The organism is Streptomyces sp. NPDC043812 (genome assembly GCF_056436245.1).
In genome coordinates this window covers 1-16575 of sequence record NZ_JBWKCY010000008.1, presented here as the reverse complement: position 1 = coordinate 16575, position 16575 = coordinate 1, and the positions used below count along the sequence as shown (strand labels likewise).

The 16575-nt window shown below is 71.6% G+C and carries 18 protein-coding genes; 11 read left to right on the top strand and 7 right to left on the bottom strand.

Features of this window, described 5'->3' with window-relative positions; translation table 11 throughout:
• Positions 1-55 precede the first annotated feature (55 nt).
• Positions 56-961, bottom strand: coding sequence for a LysR family transcriptional regulator (locus AC067Z_RS13945; RefSeq protein ID WP_478789718.1), 906 nt, complete (start codon positions 959-961; stop codon positions 56-58).
• Positions 962-1086: 125 nt separating this feature from the next.
• Here AC067Z_RS13945 and AC067Z_RS13940 point away from each other — a divergent pair, with 125 nt between their 5' ends.
• From AC067Z_RS13940 to AC067Z_RS13925, 4 genes are all read left to right on the top strand, one after another.
• Positions 1087-1791 (top strand): type 1 glutamine amidotransferase domain-containing protein, encoded by a 705-nt coding sequence (locus AC067Z_RS13940; RefSeq protein ID WP_478789717.1) that lies wholly within the window; start codon positions 1087-1089, stop codon positions 1789-1791.
• Between the two features lie 249 nt (positions 1792-2040).
• The gene (locus tag AC067Z_RS13935; RefSeq protein ID WP_478789942.1) at positions 2041-2889 is read left to right on the top strand and encodes a VOC family protein; all 849 of its coding nucleotides are present in this window, start codon (positions 2041-2043) and stop codon (positions 2887-2889) included.
• 158 nt (positions 2890-3047) lie between these two features.
• Positions 3048-3299: a DUF5133 domain-containing protein gene (locus tag AC067Z_RS13930; protein WP_478789716.1), complete on the top strand. Its 252-nt coding sequence runs from the start codon at positions 3048-3050 to the stop codon at positions 3297-3299.
• A gap of 51 nt (positions 3300-3350) precedes the next feature.
• Positions 3351-4586 (top strand): FUSC family protein, encoded by a 1236-nt coding sequence (locus AC067Z_RS13925; RefSeq protein WP_478789715.1) that lies wholly within the window; start codon positions 3351-3353, stop codon positions 4584-4586.
• 60 nt (positions 4587-4646) lie between these two features.
• Here AC067Z_RS13925 and AC067Z_RS13920 read toward each other — a convergent pair whose 3' ends face one another.
• Positions 4647-5435, bottom strand: coding sequence for a SigB/SigF/SigG family RNA polymerase sigma factor (locus tag AC067Z_RS13920; RefSeq protein ID WP_478789714.1), 789 nt, complete (start codon positions 5433-5435; stop codon positions 4647-4649).
• A gap of 387 nt (positions 5436-5822) precedes the next feature.
• Between AC067Z_RS13920 and AC067Z_RS13915 the strand changes: the two genes are divergently transcribed.
• Complete coding sequence (locus AC067Z_RS13915; protein WP_478789713.1) at positions 5823-6218, top strand: STAS domain-containing protein; 396 nt, start codon at positions 5823-5825, stop codon at positions 6216-6218.
• A gap of 14 nt (positions 6219-6232) precedes the next feature.
• Positions 6233-6700: an ATP-binding protein gene (locus tag AC067Z_RS13910; RefSeq protein WP_478789712.1), complete on the top strand. Its 468-nt coding sequence runs from the start codon at positions 6233-6235 to the stop codon at positions 6698-6700.
• Between the two features lie 22 nt (positions 6701-6722).
• On the opposite strand, the gene AC067Z_RS13905 is transcribed toward AC067Z_RS13910, so the two are convergent.
• On the bottom strand, positions 6723-7619 hold the full coding sequence (locus tag AC067Z_RS13905) for a SigB/SigF/SigG family RNA polymerase sigma factor (protein ID WP_478789711.1): 897 nt from the start codon (positions 7617-7619) through the stop codon (positions 6723-6725).
• A 128-nt stretch (positions 7620-7747) separates the two neighbouring features.
• Here AC067Z_RS13905 and AC067Z_RS13900 point away from each other — a divergent pair, with 128 nt between their 5' ends.
• The 3 genes from AC067Z_RS13900 to AC067Z_RS13890 all read left to right on the top strand — a co-directional run bounded on the left by AC067Z_RS13900 (position 7748) and on the right by AC067Z_RS13890 (position 11536).
• Positions 7748-8185 carry an ATP-binding protein gene (locus tag AC067Z_RS13900; protein WP_478789710.1) on the top strand — a complete coding sequence of 146 codons (438 nt, stop codon included), beginning with the start codon at positions 7748-7750 and terminating at the stop codon, positions 8183-8185.
• 161 nt (positions 8186-8346) lie between these two features.
• Positions 8347-11304: a hybrid sensor histidine kinase/response regulator gene (locus AC067Z_RS13895; RefSeq protein ID WP_478789709.1), complete on the top strand. Its 2958-nt coding sequence runs from the start codon at positions 8347-8349 to the stop codon at positions 11302-11304.
• Between the two features lie 49 nt (positions 11305-11353).
• Positions 11354-11536, top strand: a complete 183-nt coding sequence (locus AC067Z_RS13890; protein ID WP_478789708.1) for a hypothetical protein — start codon at positions 11354-11356, stop codon at positions 11534-11536.
• A 45-nt stretch (positions 11537-11581) separates the two neighbouring features.
• Here AC067Z_RS13890 and AC067Z_RS13885 read toward each other — a convergent pair whose 3' ends face one another.
• Positions 11582-13849 (bottom strand): PP2C family protein-serine/threonine phosphatase, encoded by a 2268-nt coding sequence (locus AC067Z_RS13885; protein WP_478789707.1) that lies wholly within the window; start codon positions 13847-13849, stop codon positions 11582-11584.
• 258 nt (positions 13850-14107) lie between these two features.
• On the opposite strand from AC067Z_RS13885, the gene AC067Z_RS13880 reads away from it, so the two are divergent.
• Positions 14108-14431 carry a plasmid stabilization protein gene (locus AC067Z_RS13880; RefSeq protein WP_478789706.1) on the top strand — a complete coding sequence of 108 codons (324 nt, stop codon included), beginning with the start codon at positions 14108-14110 and terminating at the stop codon, positions 14429-14431.
• A gap of 83 nt (positions 14432-14514) precedes the next feature.
• Here AC067Z_RS13880 and AC067Z_RS13875 read toward each other — a convergent pair whose 3' ends face one another.
• Positions 14515-15213 carry an endonuclease gene (locus tag AC067Z_RS13875; protein WP_478789705.1) on the bottom strand — a complete coding sequence of 233 codons (699 nt, stop codon included), beginning with the start codon at positions 15211-15213 and terminating at the stop codon, positions 14515-14517.
• Positions 15210-15332 carry a hypothetical protein gene (locus tag AC067Z_RS13870; protein WP_478789704.1) on the bottom strand — a complete coding sequence of 41 codons (123 nt, stop codon included), beginning with the start codon at positions 15330-15332 and terminating at the stop codon, positions 15210-15212. Before AC067Z_RS13870 ends, AC067Z_RS13875 begins: the two co-directional genes overlap by 4 nt.
• A 122-nt stretch (positions 15333-15454) precedes the next feature.
• Between AC067Z_RS13870 and AC067Z_RS13865 the strand changes: the two genes are divergently transcribed.
• Complete coding sequence (locus tag AC067Z_RS13865; protein ID WP_478789703.1) at positions 15455-15694, top strand: DUF6158 family protein; 240 nt, start codon at positions 15455-15457, stop codon at positions 15692-15694.
• Between the two features lie 57 nt (positions 15695-15751).
• On the opposite strand, the gene AC067Z_RS13860 is transcribed toward AC067Z_RS13865, so the two are convergent.
• The gene (locus tag AC067Z_RS13860; RefSeq protein WP_478789702.1) at positions 15752-16306 is read right to left on the bottom strand and encodes a type 1 glutamine amidotransferase domain-containing protein; all 555 of its coding nucleotides are present in this window, start codon (positions 16304-16306) and stop codon (positions 15752-15754) included.
• Between the last annotated feature and the right edge of the window lie 269 nt (positions 16307-16575).

Genomic DNA, 16575 nt, shown 5'->3' with positions numbered 1-16575 from the left:
GATTCCGGCGGGAATCGGACATCATGTCCCGGCCCGAGCCGATGCCCCGCCAGGCTCAGAGGGCACCCCACGCATGCGCCCGGGTCCGTAGGTGATCGTGCACGAGGGCCAGCGGCGGATGAATCAGCGCGCCCGTGCGGACGGCGAGATACAGCGTGTTGAGCGGCGGCGCGGCCGGCTCGTGCAGCAGCTCGACCGAGCCTGCGGCGAGCGCCGGTTCGGCCAGGTAACGGGGGAGTGCGCTCACACCGGACCCGGCGACCACAGCGGCGAGCACGGCCCGCAGATCGGGGACGGTCACCGCGATGCCGTTCGGGGGGCGGCGGCCGAACTCGCTGAGCCAGTAGCGCCGGACGATGGGCAGGTCGTCCGCATAGGCGACGAGCGGCAGATGGGACAGCGCCCCCACCGGATCGGCCGCGAGCCGCACGGGATCGACACTGCGGGCCAGTGTCGGTGGCCCGACCAGCACGAACTCCTCGTCGATGAGCGGTGTGGCCGTGATCTCCTGCTGCGTCGGCCGGACGGACGACACCACCAGGTCCACCTCGCCGGCGGACAGCGCGGCGAGCAGTTCCGCGGCGAGGCCGAGCACGATATGGATCCTCAGCCCGCGCGTGGTCAGCGGCGCGAGGGTGGGCAGCACACGCATGGACATCAGTTCCGCCGCGCCCCCGATGCGTACGGTGCCGACGTGGGCGGCGCCCTCGCCCGAGGTGTCCAGCGCCGCGCGGAGCTCGTCGAGATGGGTGCCGATACGGGCGGCGAGGTCGGCGGCGCGCGCCGTGGGCGTGGCGCCCTGGCGGGACCGTACGAACAGGGGCTCACCCAGCTCCTGCTCCAGCCGGGCGAGCTGCCCGCTGACCGCGGGCTGTGTCAGGCCCAGCCGGGCCGCGGCGCCGGAGAGCGACCCGCATCGGTAGATCTCGAGGAACGTCGACAGCAGATCGAGGCCGGGCACACAACACCTGTTCCATAAGAGAACTTATGACCTCCATGATGCCTGCGGATGGAGTCGGGTGAAAGCTGGTGTTGTCCGTCTCGAGGCCTCGAAACCCACTTCTCCCAGCGAAGGACCCCTTGCTCATGTCGAAGATCCTCATGGTCGTGTCCGGCGCCGACAGCCTGGAACTGTCCGACGGCTCCAGCCACCCCACCGGCTTCTGGGCCGAGGAAGTGGCCGTATCGCACGAGGTGCTGCGCGCCGCCGGTCATGATGTGACCCTCGCGACGCCGGGCGGCGTGCGGCCGACCGCGGACCCGATCAGCCTGGACGCCCGCGGTGGCGTCGAGGAGGCGGACGCCCGGCGCTTCCGCACCTACCTGGAGGCCATCGACGGGGAGCTCGCAGCCCCGCTCGACCTGGCCAAGGCCGTCGGCGACGACTACGACGCCGTGTACATCCCCGGCGGGCACGCGCCGATGACCGATCTCGCGGGCAACGCCGACCTCGGCAGGCTGCTCGGCGAGGCCGACGCCCGGGGCAAGGTCGTCGCCGCCCTGTGCCACGGCCTGGCGGCGCTCCTGAGCGCGACCCGGGACGACGGCTCGTTCGTGTTCGCCGGGCGGGAGGTGACCTCGTTCAGCGACGAGGAGGAGCGGCAGGCCGGCCTCGGCGACGCATCGCCGTACTTCGTCGAGTCGCGGCTGCGGGAGCGCGGCGCCGTGGTCACCACGGGCCCCGCGTGGTCGAGCACGGTGGTGGAGGACGGCAATCTGATCACCGGCCAGAACCCGCAGTCCAGCGCCGACACGGCGCGGCGGGTCATCGGGGCGCTCGAGGCCCGCTGACCGCGTGACGGCCGCCCGCCGCCCCCGCAAGGGCGGCGGGCGGCCCTCACGGCGGACCATGTGCCCGGGGAAACTCGGCCGGCCGATGACGCGGACGGCCGGTGTCGTCACGTACCGTGACAGTCGCGCTGGCTTATTGGCGCCCCGCGGAGCACCATGGGACCCGGGGATGCGGCGTCCCCGCCCCGGCGCAGCTGGCGGCCCCGGAGCCACGCGCCCCCGCCGAGCCCCCGACAGTCGGACGTGGTGATGATCGACAAGACGACAACGGCCAGTTCCGCGACCGGCACGGACGGCGAAACCGTGTTCGGTGCTCCGTGCTGGGTGAGCCTCATGGCCCGTGACCTCACCGCCGCGCAGGACTTCTACGGGACGGTTCTCGGGTGGGAGTTCCGCAAGGGCAGACTCGGCGAGGACTTCAGCGTCGCCCTCGCCGACGGTGTCCCTGTCGCCGGTATCGGCGCGCTCGCGCCCCGGCTCACCGTCGCCGTCGCCTGGACCCCGTACTTCGCCGTCAACGACGCCGACGAGACCGCAGGACGCATCCGCGAACGCAGCGGCACGGTCGCGGTGGGCCCCATCTCGCTGGCGACAGGACGCGGCCTGCTGGCCGCGGACCGCGACGGCGCCGTGTTCGGCGTCTGGGAGGGCGAGCTGGTCAGGGACTGGCCCGCCTGGCGGGACAGCGCGCCTGCCTGGATCCGACTGCTCGCCAGGGACGCGTTCGAGGCGGCGATCTTCTACGGCGAGGTCCTCGACTGGGCCGGTGACCGGGCCGGCTGCTGCGAGGTCAGCTACCGGGAGGACGCGGTCGTCCTGCACCGCGGCGGTCGGGTGCTCGCCCGGCTCACCGGCGGTGCCGACGGCACCGCCATGAGCCCGCTGCTGCACCCGCGCTGGCACGTCCACTTCGCGGTCAAGGACGTCGAGGAGACCGCGAACACGGCCCGCAGACACGGCGCGACGCTGCTCGGGGAGCGTGCGACGCGGCACGGCTTCGAAGCAAGCCTCCGCGATCCCGACGGGGCGATCTTCACGCTCACCTCGTCCGAGGACGCGCTGTACGACCCCGATCTCGCGCGGAGCGCTTCCGTCTGACGCCACGGGCCCACCGCCGGTCGTGCCATGTGCAGCCCAAAGAAGATACGGAGGGTGACGGCTTGCGTGGCGGAAGAGACGGCACCGGATCACAATGAGGCACCGGACGGACGTTGCTCCGCCGTGTGTTGGGGGCCGCAGAAACCGGGAGACCCACCATGCTGATGCCCGACACGAGCGTGATCACCAGGCTGATTGCCCGCTACCGGGCCCAGGAGCACCACGTACTGACCGCGCCGCACGACGAGCGCGCGCGCAGACGCTTCGAGGACACGGCCTACACCCTGTGCGTGCTGATGTGCGAGCGCACCGCCCGCGAGGCGGTGCTCGCGGCCGAACGCTACGTGCACCGCCACATCCGGCAGGCCGCACAGCCCGTCGGCGAGCGCGCCGCCCCCGGCGGCTGCTGACCGGGCGGGGTCCCCACGGCGGCCCGCCGGACCCGCGCAGAAAGGACCGAGGTGGCTGAAGTCCGCAGAGCGTTCTCCGATCATGTCGCCGAGATCATCAGTCTGCGCAAGGAACCCGTCGTCACCCAGACTCTGCGATCCGCCGCGGCCGCGACCATCGCGTACGTCGTCGCACTCCAGCTGAGCAGCGAACCCGCCCCGCTGACCGCCCCGCTGACCGCCCTGCTAGTCGTCCAGGTCACCCTCTACTCGACGCTCACCACCGGTATCCGCCGGGTCAACTCCGTCGTCGTCGGTGTGGTCATCGCGATCGCGTTCAGCGTCCTGGTGGGGCTGTCCTGGTGGAGCCTCGGACTGATCATCCTGGCCTCGCTCGTCGTCGGACGATTCGCGCGTGTCGACGAGTTCGTTCCCGAGGTCGCGATCAGCGCCATGCTGGTGCTCGGCGTCACGCAGGTCGCCGACACCGCCTGGGACCGGGTGCTGGAGACGCTGATCGGAGCCGTCGTGGGCCTGCTGTTCAACGTGCTGTTCGTGCCGCCCGTCTGGGTCGAGACCGCCGGGGAATCGATCGAGGACCTCGCCCGCCGCATGCGGCAGCTCCTGCTGCGCATCGGCGAGGAACTGACCAGCCCCACCCCGGTCGAGCGGGCGGCGGCCCGGCTGCACGAGGCACGCAGGCTCGACAACGACGTCGCGGACGTGGACGCGGCCCTGCGTCAGGCGGAGGACAGCCTGCGGTTCAACCCGCGTGTCAAGGAAGGGCTGCTGCACCGGATCGTGCTGCGTACCGGCCTGGACACGCTGGAGATCTGTGCCGTCGTGCTGCGGGTCCTGGCCCGCACGCTGACCGACCTCGCCAAGGCGCGCCGGGACGAGGACCTGTTTCCGCACGAGGTCGGGCTCGCCCTGCGGGAACTGCTCGCGCATGTCGCCGACACGCTCGTCGACTACGCCGTCCTCGTCACCACCAGTACCAGCGACAACGCCGACGCCGCCGAGTCCCGGCTGACGGGGGAACTCGCCGCCGCCCGCGTCAGCCGCGACAAGGTGGCAGATCTGCTCTTCCAGGGTGTGCCGACGCTGCCCCGCCATTGGCAGCTGCACGGTGCCCTGCTCACCGAGATCGACCGTATGCTCGACGAACTCGACCTGGACCACCGGTCCCGCCGCCTGATGGAGGAACTCGACCGCCAGGCCAGGGAACAGCGGGAGCGGCTCCCCCGGCTCGCCAGACTCCGCGAGTGGGTGAGCGGCCGGAGCGAGAGCCGGGATGCCCGCGGCTGACCGACCGCCGGACGGGATCCGGGGCGGGCGGGGCGTGCGGCCGACGTCGCGGCGCGGTGTTCAGGCCGCGTCCCGCATGACCTCGTTGCGCAGCTGGTCGCAGCACCGGCTGATCAGCCGGGAGACATGCATCTGGGAGATGCCGAGGGTCTGCGCGATGCTGCTCTGCGTCATGTCGCGGAAGAAGCGCATGTACAGGATGCTCTGTTCACGCTCCGGCAGGCGCCGCAGCCCCGGTTTGACCGACTCGCGGTCCACGAGCACATCGATCGCCGGATCGGCGGACCCGAGGGTGTCGCCGAGGGCGAACCCGTCGTCGGCGCCCTGCAGTTCAGCGTCCAGCGAGAGCGCGGTGAAACTCTCCAGGGCCTCCAGGCCCAGCAGCGCGTCCTCCTCGCACACCCCCGCACGCTCGGCGATCTCGGCGACCGTGGGGGAGCGGCCGGGGATGGTCTGGCCGAGATCCTGGCGCGCGAAGCGGACACGGTTGCGCAGGTCCTGCACGCGGCGCGGGACGTGCAGCGCCCACATGTGGTCGCGGAAGTGCCGTTTGACCTCGCCGACGACGGTGGGCACCGCGAAGCTCTCGAACGCCCCGCGCGAGGGGTCGTAGCGGTCGACGGCCTTCACCAACCCGAGGGCGGCGACCTGTTGCAGGTCCTCCAGCGATTCGCCCCTGTTGCGGTACCGGCCCGCTATCCGCTGCGCCATGGGCAGCCACGCCGCCACGATCTCCTGCCGCAACTCCTGCCGCTCGTGCCCTTCGTCCAGCCCTGCCAGCCTCCGGAACGCCTCCGCCGTGTCAGGGGCGTCCGAGTGCGGGTGCTTGCTGTGTGCAGACGTTCGCATGATGTCGGACTTCCTGCAGGGTGTGGTGCCTTGAGGATGAGGATCGACGTGCCCGTGGAAGAGGACCCGGCCGGGCGGCCCGCGCCCGGAACCCCGGCTCCCACGGGGTGTGCCTCCCAGGGAGGCACACCACGCACCTGCCCGGGACTTCAGGGCGGAAACGTGCCACACCGGGACGCATCGCCCCGGCCGTGCCGAGCGCCGGGCTGACTGGGCGTGCGCATGCGCCGAGTGCTCGTGGCGGGGTGTGGCGCGACGCCCGGCGGGTACCCGCGCCGTACCGGCGGCCCCCGGGCCGTACCGGTGGCCACGGCAACCAGGCCGGGCAATGTCGAAGTGCCGATATGCGCGCCGGGTGCGGCAGATACGTCGAGGAGGCGGGAGTCCATGGGCTCGGAAGCCACCAGCGGTTCCGGGGGGCAGTCGGCTGGGGGCGAGCGCTTCGCCGTCACCTCGCGGCGGGAAGCCGACGCCGTCGTCCTCACCCTCAGCGGCGAGCTCGACCACGACACCGCCGGCCCCCTGCGCGAGGCGCTCGACCGCCATGTGGGGGAGGGCCACGCGCGCATCATCGTCGACTGCGGTCCCCTGAGCTTCTGCGATTCGACCGGCCTCAACGTCCTCCTGCACGCACGGCTGGCCGCGCAGGACGCCGACGGACGCATCGACCTCGCCGGCCTGCGCGCCCCGGTGGTGCGCATGTTCGAGATCACGGGTGCCCACGCCGTCTTCCGGGTGTACGCCGGCGTCGACGAAGCGCTGGCGGACGAGCGGCCGGCCTGACGGGGGGCGGCCCGATGAGCACCAGTCCTCGCGGCCCGGGCGGTCAGACCCGCCGGCTCGCGCTGTTCGGAACCAAGGGGGTGGTCAGCCGGTGCCGTGACTTCACGCAGGAGGCGCTGGACGACTGGGGGTGGATCGAGGGAACGAACGCCGAGCACGACGGCGAGCGGGACGCCCGGGTGGAGGACGTCATGCTGCTGGTCTCGGAGATCGTGACCAACGCGTGCCTGCACGCCGGCGGCCCGGTGGAACTCGTGCTCAACCACTCCGGACAGCGCCTGAGGATCGAGGTCGCGGACGCCAGCCCCGAACCGCCGCGCCGCCGCCTTCCGAACAATCTCGCCCTGCCCGGCGGCCACGGCCTGATCATCCTGGAGCGCCTGGCGCGCACCTGGGGTTCCGAGCCGCGCGGCACAGGCAAGATCGTCTGGGCCGAGGTGCCGGACCCGCCTCCCGTCGTGCCCCGCCCGGACAGGGCCTAGCTGTATTGACCTGGTGCGAAGCTCAGCGCCCGCCGCGAGGCGGATCGTCCATGATCCCTGCGCGCAGGGTCGCCAGGATCTGCGCGAGGAGCCGTGAGACATGCATCTGCGAGATGCCGAGACGCTCGCCGATCTCCGACTGGGTCAGCTCGTCGCGGAACCGCAGCGACAGAATGAGCCGGTCGCGCTCGTCGAGCGTGGCGACCAGCGGCTTGAGAGCCTCCAGGCTGTCCACGATGTCGAACGCCGGATCCTCCACCCCCAGCCGGCGCGAGACGCCGTTCGACGTCTCGTCGTCGTTGACCGCAGCGTCGAGCGACTGCGCCGTGTAGCCGTTCGACGCCCGCTCGCCCTCGCGCACCTCCTCCTCGCTGACCTGCAGATGCTCGGCGAGTTCGGCCGTGGTGGGCCTGCGCCCCAGCTGCTGCTCCAGCACGTCCAGCGCCTTCGCCAGCGCGATGCGCAGCTCCTGCAGCCGCCGCGGGACCCGGACGGACCAGCTGGAGTCACGGAAGTACCGTTTGATCTCGCCGACGACGGTCGGCAGTGCGTAGGAGGCGAACTCCACCTCCCGCTCCACGTCGAACCGGTTGATCGCCTTGATGAGCCCGACCGTCCCGACCTGGATGATGTCCTCCATCGGCTCGCCGTGGTTGCCGAAACGCAGTGCCGCGAACTTCACCAGACTCAGATTCAGCTCGACGAGGGTGTTGCGGACGTACGCGTAATCCGCTGTGCCCTCCTCCAGCTCGGCGAGGCGCTTCAGGAGCGTCGTCGACAGTGGGCGGGCGTCCGCGGGACCGACGGCCCGAGGGTCGGGGATGTCCGGCAGGGCCACCGGGACCCTGCGGCCGGCCGTGCCCCGGCGCGGCGGCGCGGCAGGTGCGTGGGCGGGCTGCTGGGTAGGCGTGGTGGCCATCAGGGTTCCTTCGACGGGGGCAGGGGCCGGCGCTGTCGGATGCAGCGTGACCGCCGGGATAGTCCTGTTATCTACAGATTCCCTCCTTTGCATGCTTTGATGCGCTTTTGCTGGGCACTGGCATCGGTATGGGATATCCCGCGCAGACCCGGCTCGTCTCCGACACCCGCAGCTTCGCCCTGGAGGGTGGACCCGGCGTGGTGGCCCGCTGCCGCGATCTGACGCGGCAGGCCCTGTACGACTGGTTCGGGCTGACCGGGCCGGACGCACCGGTCGTGGTCGGTGACGTGCTGCTGCTCGTGTCGGAGGTGGTCACCAATGCGTACCGGCACGGCGGCGTTCCCTACGAGCTGGCGCTCGACCGGGCTCCCGGCCGTCTCTGGGTCCGGGTGAGCGACACCAGCCCGGCGCGGCCACGCCCGCACGGCCCGCACCGTGCGGCTCGTTCCTCCGGCCACGGCCTGTATCTCCTCGAGCGGCTGTCCGCCGGCTGGGGATGGGCGCGGACCGGCATCGGCAAGACCGTGTGGTTCGTCATCGAGCTCCCCGTAGAGCCTGCCGAGTGACGGGCCTTCCCGCGGAAGGTCCACGACACCGCTGCCCGGGGGCCGCCCCGTGCCGGGGTGTCGCGCCAGAACCCGCGTGCCACAGTGGAGGAAGCCGTAGGCGACGCCGCTCCGGCCGTTGGCCGAAGGCGCCGCGAGCCACCACAGGGCGAGGTCTGCGCATGGATGTGTCTGCTTCCGGGCAGGGCGGCTCCGACCGGAGCCCGGCGCCCGCGGAACTGGGCGAGGAGGGGCTGAGGAAGCTGCTGGCCGGGCTCATCGCCGTGCGCGACGGGGACCTGTCGGTCCGGCTGCCCGGTGACGATTCGGCACTCCTCGGAGAGATCGCCGTGATCTATAACGACATGGTGGACCAGCTGTCGCTGGTCACCTCGGAGGTCACCAGGGTGGCCCGAGAGGTCGGTGGACAGGGCCTGCTCGGGGGACAGGCGCGCGAACCGCGGGTCAGCGGCGTGTGGAGCGAACTGACGTCCGGCGTGAACACCATGGCCGACAACCTGACCTCCCAGGTCCGCTCGATCGCCCAGGTCGCCACGGCCGTCGCCCGCGGCGACCTCACCCGCAAGATCGACGTCGACGCGCGCGGCGAGATCCTCGAGCTCAAGGAGACCATCAACACGATGGTCGACAGGCTGTCCTCGTTCGCCGAGGAGGTCTCCCGGGTGGCCCGTGAGGTCGGCACCGACGGAAGCCTCGGCGGCCAGGCCACCGTCCGCGGTGTGTCCGGCACCTGGAAGGACCTGACGGACAACGTCAACTCCATGGCCAACAACCTGACCAACCAGGTCCGCAACATCGCGCAGGTCACCACCGCCGTCGCCCGCGGCGACCTCACCCGCAAGATCGACGTCGACGCGCGCGGCGAGATCCTGGAGCTCAAGACCACCATCAACACCATGGTGGAGCAGCTGTCCTCGTTCGCGGCCGAGGTCACCCGGGTGGCCAGGGAGGTGGGCCGGGAAGGCAGGCTGGGGGGCCAGGCCGAAGTGGAAGGCGTCTCCGGGACCTGGAAACGGCTCACGGAGAACGTCAACGAACTCGCCGGCAACCTCACCCGCCAGGTACGTGCCATCGCCGAGGTGACCAGCGCGGTCGCCGAGGGCGACCTCACCCGCTCCATCACCGTCGAGGCCCCCGGCGAGGTGGGGGACCTCAAGGACAACATCAACGCCATGGTGGAGTCCCTGCGCGCGACCACCCGCGCCAACGAGGAACAGGACTGGCTCAAGACCAACCTCGCCCGGATGTCCGGCCTCATGCAGGGCACCCGCAACCTCGACGCCGTCGCCGAACGCATCATGGAGGAGGTGCCCCCGCTGGTGCGCGCCCAGTACGGCGGGTTCTTCCTCGCCGAGGACACCCCCGACGGCCCCGAACTCGTCATGATCGCCTCCTACGGTGCCCCCGAGGGCCCGGACGCCGTGCCGCGGCGGTTCCGCATGGGCCAGTCCCTCGTCGGCCAGGCCGCGCGCAGCCGCCGCGCCATCGAGGTCCATGACCTGCCGCCCGGCTACGCCACGGTCGCCACCGGCACCGGCGGCATCGACCCCGGCCATCTGATCGTGCTGCCCGTCCTCCAGGAGGGGCAGGTGCTCGGGGTCATCGAACTCGCCGCCGTACGTCCGCTCACCGTCGTGCACCGCGATTTCCTCGACCAGTTCATCGAGACCGTCGGTGTCAACGTCAGCACGCTGATCGCCAACAGCCGCACCGACGAACTGCTCGGACAGTCCCAGCGGCTCACCGCGGAACTCAGCACACGCTCCAAGGAACTCACCGCCCGCCAGGAGGAGTTGCAGCGCTCCAACGCGGAACTCAAGGAGAAGGCCGCGCTGCTGGCGGACCGCAACCGCGACATCGAACGCAAGAACCTGGAGATCGAGCAGGCCCGGCAGGAACTGGAGGCACGCGCCCAGCAGTTGTCCCGCACGTCCATGTACAAGTCCGAGTTCCTGGCCAACATGAGCCATGAACTGCGCACCCCGCTGAACAGCCTGCTCATCCTCGCGCAGCTGCTCGCACAGAACCTCGAAGGCAATCTGACCGAGAAGCAGGTCGACTACGCCGAAGTGATCCACTCCGCGGGGTCCGACCTGCTGCAGCTGATCAACGACATCCTCGACCTGTCCAAGGTCGAAGCGGGCAAGATGCCCGTCCACCCCGCCGCGTTCTCGCTCGCCGACCTCCTGGAGTACGTGAAAGCCACGTTCCGGCCCGTCGCGGGCGAACGCGACCTCGCCTTCGAGGTGATCGCCGAGCCCGGCACCCCCGAGCGGCTGACCACCGACGAGTCCCGGCTCCGGCAGGTGCTGCGCAACCTGCTGTCCAACGCACTGAAGTTCACCGATCACGGCAAGGTCGAACTGCGGGTCGCTGCCGCCGCCGCCGAGGAGGTGCCCCCCTCGCTGCGCGACGCCGGCCCGGTCGTCGCCTTCCGTGTGCTCGACACCGGCATCGGTATCCCCGCCGACCGTCTGGAGACCATGTTCGGCGCCTTCCAACAGGGCGACGGCACCACCTCACGCCACTACGGAGGAACCGGTCTCGGCCTCTCGATCAGCCGTGAGGTCGCCAAACTGCTCGGCGGGGTCATCGACGTGCAGTCCACCCCCGGGCGCGGCAGTTGCTTCACCCTCTATCTCCTCGCCGAGGGGCGCGGCACCTCCTCGGACGTGACGGCCGCCGCCGCGGGCGACAGGGCGGCCGAGGACGTACAGGGCCTTGGTACCCCCGCGGCAGGCAGCACGGTGCTGGTGGTAGACGACGACAGGCGCAACGTCTTCGCTCTCACCGAGGTACTGGAACGTGAGGGCGTGCGGGTGCTCACCGCCGACAACGGAGCGGCCGGCATCGAGATCCTGCGCCGTCACGACGGGATCGACCTCGTGGTGATGGACGTGATGATGGCGGGCATGGACGGGTACGCGACGATGGAGGCCATCAGAGAACTGCCTCGCGCCGGCAGTGTGCCCATCATCGTGGTCACCGCCAAGGCCATGCCGGGTGACCGGGCCGAAGCGCTCGCCGCCGGTGCCGACGACTACGTGGCCAAGCCCGTGGACGCCCTGCAACTGCTGTCGAAGATCCGCACATGGCTGGCACAGGAACGCAACCGATGACAGCCGGCACACCCGCCGATCAGGCGGGCCGGCGCAGAAAGGAACGCACATGATGGGCAAGGCGAAGGCCCGGCTGAAGCAACTGCGGGGCCGGATGGAGGAGTCCGACGGCATCGTGCTGGAGAACGAGCGGATGAAGGAGGAGGGCCGCCGACGCGCCCAGGAGGGCCGGGCCGAGGCCGAGGCGGCCAGGACCGAGGGCCGCCGGAGCCACGGCAAGCACGCCAAGTGACCCGCGCGAGCGGGAGGGCTGCCCGGGCGTCACCGCAGGGGGAGGTCACCCCACACGGATGGCGATGAGACTGGTGTCGTCGTCCGTGTCCCCGGTGGCGCTGCGCAGCAGGCGGTCCACTTGCTCGTCCACCGAGCAGGGCCCCAGTTCCGACGCGGTCCTGCGCAGGGCGTCCAGCCCCTCGTCGAGCCCGACGTGCCTCCGTTCGACGAGGCCGTCCGTGTAGAGCAGCAGCGTGTCGCCCGGCCCCAGCCGGGTCGTGCGCTCCCGGTAGCAGGCTGTGCGGACGGCGCCGAGCAGGATGTCGTGCGGCGGATCGAGCAGCCTGGCCCGCCCCTCGCGGAGCAGCAGCAGGGGCAGATGACCCGCGCTCGCCCAGCGCAGGGTCCGGGCCTGCGGGTCGTACAGCGCGCACACCGCCGTCGCCGTCGGCCGGCCGGGAGCGTGCAGGGTCAGCTCGTTGAGCCAGCCCATCAGCCGGGCCGGGGGGTGGCCCGTGAACGCCAGGCCGCGCAGCGCGTTGCGCAGTGCGACCATGCCGGTCGCCGAATCGATGCCGTGGCCTGCGACGTCGCCGACGGCCACCAGTACCCGGCCGTCCGGCAGAGGCAGGATGTCGTACCAGTCGCCGCCCACGCGGTACTCCGCCGCCGCCGGACGGTAGCGGGCGGCCGCTGTCAGACCGGGCAGCCTGGCCACCGACGGAATCTCCGGCACGATCGCCTGCTGCAGCTGGAGCACCAGCCGGTGCCGCATCGCCGCCTGCGCGCGCACAGCCGTGAGCTGGTCGAACGTCGCCGTCAGTGCGACCTCGGTGTGGTACTCGGCGGAGATGTCCTGGTAGACACCCGTGATCCCGGTCAGCGTGGCCCCGTCCAGCAACGGCTCGGCGGCGATCCGCACGTGCCGGGGACCGCCGTCCTGCCGGATCACCCGGACCACGGCCGCAGCGCCCTTGCGGCGCCCGATGAGATCCGTCAGCAGTTCCGCCAGATCGTCCCTGTCGTCGGGTTGCACCCGGGAGGCCAGTTCGGCGAGCGGCACCGGTGTCGCGTCCCTCGGCATACCGAAGATCGCGTACGTCTGTTCCGTCCACGCCGACCTGCCGGTCACCACGTCGTCCTCGAACAGTGCGAGGCCCTGCAGACGTCCCACCGCCCGGCCCATCGCGGTGCGGCGGTCGCTCGCCGTGTGCCAGAGCACGACGGCACGACTGCCGCCCACGGGCAACACCCGCACATCCAGCAGCGGTTCCGCGCTTCCGCCCCGATGCTCGGCCGGCAGCCGTGCGGCGCGCTGGGGAAACGCCGCGTACTGTGCCCGCTGGGCCATGGCGGACAGATCGTCGTGCAGCAGGGGGAACGCCGCCTCCATCGGATGTCCCACCACGTGGCGGCCCCCGCCCAGCGCCTCGGCGGCATGCGCGTTGACGTGTTCCACCCACAGGGCGGACGTGGCAGGGTCGCGGCGCAGCGTCATGGCGGGATGGACGAGGGAGTCGATCAGGTCGTCGAGCGCGGGCAGTTCGGCAGGCGGTTCGGCCGCGGCGCCCAGCAGCAGCCCGGCGACCTCCAACAGGCCCGGCAACGACGTACGGAGCCGTTCGTCGAGATCCGTGCGGTCCGTCCATACCGTCAGCGCGAGACCCACCGTCGCGCCGCGTACGCGCAGCGGAACGACCGCCCGGGCCGCCTGCGGCAACGGTCCGGGCAGCACCTCGCCTGCCGGTGGACCCGATGGCAGCCACACCGGACCGCCGTCGGCCAGCGCTGCCCGGACGGACGGGGGAGCGGCCGGCGGGATCCATCGCCACTGCGCCGCTTCCAGAGCGCTGACACCCGCGTGGCCCGCCAGGTCCAGACACCCCGTGTCCGTCAGCCGCCACAGCCACAGCGCCTCGATCCCGAGCGGGCGCAGGCCACCCTCCAGCAGCGTGGCCGCACCCCTGACGACGGAGTCCTCGGCCTCCACGGCCGCCCTCACCCGGCGCAGCCTGCGCGCCTCGGTCCCGCCCGGGGACGCCCCTTCGGCGGGACCGGGTGCGGTGACGACGACGGCTCCCGCGACACCGTTGACGATGTCGGCGGCGATGTCCTCACGGTCTGCCGTGGCGGACAGCGCCAGCCGCGTGAGATGTTCGGCCGCCTCGGACGGGGAGGTACCGAGCTGGGCCGCGAGGATCCCGGTGGCCAGATCGGTCAGATGGCGGCGGACCATGTCGTCGCGGAGGGTGGCGTTCTCGTCGGTCAGCCGCTGGACGATCCCCGACGACCCGTTCCGCCCGCCCTCGGCGGGGGACGCCTGCGCAGACATGATCACGACCACTCCCATCCCGAAGCAGCCCGGCGACCGGTGTTTGATCGCGCCCGCTGCGATTTTACGCGGGAGGGGAGGACCCGGCAGATGTCGGACAGCGGGCCGGGCGGCGTGCGGACGGAATGCGGTGGGCCGTCACGGGTACCCGTCGTCTGTACGCGACCCTCCGCACGCGGCCCGCGGCGATTGCGGCCCCGTCCGGTGCGGCGCACGGTGGACGGGTCGCTCGTCCGTCCGGTCGGTGAAGGAGGGGTCATGCCCCGAGGTTCGAGCCCCAAGAGGGAACGCCAGTACGAGCACATCAAGGAAAGCGCCGAGGAACGCGGCGAGAGCGAGAAGCGCGCCAAGGAGATCGCCGCGCGGACCGTCAACAAGGAGCGCGCCCGCTCGGGCGAGTCCCGTGAGGCGAGCAGGACGTCCACGCAGGACATGTCCTCGTCGCGGCGGGGCGGCAAGCGTTCGCACAGCGGCTCCGAAGGGCCCACGTACGACCAGCTGTACGCGGAGGCCCAGCGCCGCAATGTGCACGGTCGCTCGTCGATGAACAAGGCGGAGCTGAAGCGGTCGCTCGGGAAGTAGCGTCCTCGGGTAGCGACAGGGGGAGCGGCCGGGGAAGCGGCGGTCCGTGGGCGACGGGGACGGGATGGTGGTCGGCAGCGTGTTCAGCTGCCGGCCCGCGCCGTCGTCCTCGCCCTCTCCACGACCGACTGGGCCGACTTTCCGTCCAGCGCGGCCCGCACCAGTGCCGCCGCCAGATGGGCGGGGTCCGCGTCGTCGGCCGTGTCCAGCAGCTTCAGCAGCCGCGCCCGGTCGGTCGGCAGGCCGAGCCGTCGGGCGCCGTCGAGGGCCTTGTCGTCCAGCAGCGGCCCGATGTCCGGCCACACGCACTGCACCTCGCGCAGAAAGATCGTCACTCCGGCCGGTCCGAGACCGGGCACCTCCCGCAGCAGCGCGCGCAGTTCATCGGGGTTCCCGCCGGCCGCCTCGTGCATCCGGCGCAGATCGCCGCCGTACTTCTCGATCATCAGCTGTGCGCCGTCGCCCAGTTGGGTCGACGTGCTCTCGTCGTAGCGGCGGTACCCGCCCCGGCCGAGCGCGTCGACCCGTTCCTGCCACGACGCATCGGCCATGGCGCGAGCGCTGCGCATTCCCGCGTCGGCGAGTTCCCGGGCCGCCGCGACGGCGGCGGAGCTGCGGATACGGGCGCTGAGCAGACATGCGAGGACCAGCAGGCGGTACAGCGGCTGCGGGGTGTCCCGCAGGCGGATGCCCGCCTCCTCGGCATAGGTGCTGCCGTACTCGTCGAGCAGCACGCGCAGCACTTCCCGCCGGGCGGCAGGGGCCGCGCTCCGGGCGGTCACCGCCGGTCACCCGCCCCGTACGGCCGCAGCGGCGCGGTGTCCGCTTCCGTACTGTCGACCTGCACACTCGCCCGGGGTCCGGGACGCTCGTAGAGAGAGCGGGGATACGACAACTGCATGCGGTCCTCCCTCGGAGGCCGGTGGATGCGCCACGGGCGGGTACCCGCGAGGTCGTCGGCCACACGGAACCCTCGTGCGCGCGGGGACCTGGGACGCAGCGAGAACGGAAAGGACGGTTGCCGTGAAGGAGACCGAGCACCAGGGCGTCGACCCGGCACGCCTGAGCGAGCAGGATCTGCTGCGCGAGCTGGAGACCATCCACCGCAGCCGCCACGACACGCTGCTGTACGGCTCGGCCGCCGCACTCGCGGCGCACAACGTACGGATGGCGGATCTGGAGGCCGAGTACCTGAGGCGTCATCCCGATCGCACGGCGGCATCCGGCCGCACCCGCGAGGGGGCCCGCTCGCGGCACCAGTGACCGATCCTGCCGAGCCCCTGGCACCCGCCGCGGGCGCGCCCGTCAGCCGGTGTGCCGTCAGCGTCCCGCGTGGGCGGCGGCCTTAGCGAGCCACGCGGTCAACGTCTCGCAGAAAGCCCTGAGGTCGTGCGGCTTGCGGCTGGTGATCAGCGTGCCCGGTGCAGCCTCACAGACGTGCACCTGCTCGTCGACCCAACGGCCGCCCGCGTTGCGGATGTCGGTGCGCAGACTCGGCCACGAGGTCAGGGTGCGCCCGCGCACCACATCGGCCTCCACGAGTGTCCACGGCGCGTGGCAGATGGCCGCGACGGGCTTGTCCGCCTCGAAGAAGGCCCGGACGAAGGCGACGGCAGCACCGTCCATGCGCAGCGCGTCCGGGTTGGCCACGCCGCCCGGCAGTACCAGGGCGCCGAAGTCGTCCGCGGACGCGTCGGACACCACTTCGTCCACGGGGAACGTGTCGGCCTTGTCGAGATGCCTGAATGCCTGGACCGTGCCCCGCCGCGTGGAGACCAGACGTGGCTCGTGGCCGGCGTCCTTCGCGGCCTGCCACGGATCGGTGAGCTCGATCTGCTCCACGCCCTCGTGTGCGGTCAGAAATGCGATCAGCATGATGCGCTCTCCTCGTTCCCCCTGCCGGGTGCGTCGGCCGGGGCGGGTACCCGCGACGGGCGAGGCGACACCGCCGTGACCACCGGGTCCGCCCGGCGTTCCGCCACAGCGCTTCCGGCCCGGCCCGGGAGACTTCATTCACCGGATGCCGTGGCCGCCCTGCGCCCTGATCCGCCGGACAGGACCTAGTGACCTGAGTCGGAGGTTCGTCGGCAGTAGGTGGCGACTTTGTCGAGGATCTCGTCGGCGGTCTTCGTCCAGACGAAGGG

What these genes read in the sequence shown, in the direction of transcription:
- AC067Z_RS13880 (WP_478789706.1), top strand. Translation starts at nt 14,108, where the DNA reads ATGCCCCGAGGTTCGAGCCCCAAGAGGGAACGCCAGTACGAGCACATC.
- AC067Z_RS13885 (WP_478789707.1), bottom strand. Translation starts at nt 13,849, where the DNA reads ATGTCTGCGCAGGCGTCCCCCGCCGAGGGCGGGCGGAACGGGTCGTCG.
- AC067Z_RS13900 (WP_478789710.1), top strand. Translation starts at nt 7,748, where the DNA reads ATGGGATATCCCGCGCAGACCCGGCTCGTCTCCGACACCCGCAGCTTC.
- AC067Z_RS13935 (WP_478789942.1), top strand. Translation starts at nt 2,041, where the DNA reads ATGATCGACAAGACGACAACGGCCAGTTCCGCGACCGGCACGGACGGC.
- AC067Z_RS13910 (WP_478789712.1), top strand. Translation starts at nt 6,233, where the DNA reads ATGAGCACCAGTCCTCGCGGCCCGGGCGGTCAGACCCGCCGGCTCGCG.
- AC067Z_RS13930 (WP_478789716.1), top strand. Translation starts at nt 3,048, where the DNA reads ATGCTGATGCCCGACACGAGCGTGATCACCAGGCTGATTGCCCGCTAC.
- AC067Z_RS13905 (WP_478789711.1), bottom strand. Translation starts at nt 7,619, where the DNA reads ATGGCCACCACGCCTACCCAGCAGCCCGCCCACGCACCTGCCGCGCCG.
- AC067Z_RS13940 (WP_478789717.1), top strand. Translation starts at nt 1,087, where the DNA reads ATGTCGAAGATCCTCATGGTCGTGTCCGGCGCCGACAGCCTGGAACTG.
- AC067Z_RS13895 (WP_478789709.1), top strand. Translation starts at nt 8,347, where the DNA reads ATGGATGTGTCTGCTTCCGGGCAGGGCGGCTCCGACCGGAGCCCGGCG.
- AC067Z_RS13870 (WP_478789704.1), bottom strand. Translation starts at nt 15,332, where the DNA reads ATGCAGTTGTCGTATCCCCGCTCTCTCTACGAGCGTCCCGGACCCCGG.
- AC067Z_RS13915 (WP_478789713.1), top strand. Translation starts at nt 5,823, where the DNA reads ATGGGCTCGGAAGCCACCAGCGGTTCCGGGGGGCAGTCGGCTGGGGGC.
- AC067Z_RS13890 (WP_478789708.1), top strand. Translation starts at nt 11,354, where the DNA reads ATGATGGGCAAGGCGAAGGCCCGGCTGAAGCAACTGCGGGGCCGGATG.
- AC067Z_RS13860 (WP_478789702.1), bottom strand. Translation starts at nt 16,306, where the DNA reads ATGCTGATCGCATTTCTGACCGCACACGAGGGCGTGGAGCAGATCGAG.
- AC067Z_RS13920 (WP_478789714.1), bottom strand. Translation starts at nt 5,435, where the DNA reads ATGCGAACGTCTGCACACAGCAAGCACCCGCACTCGGACGCCCCTGAC.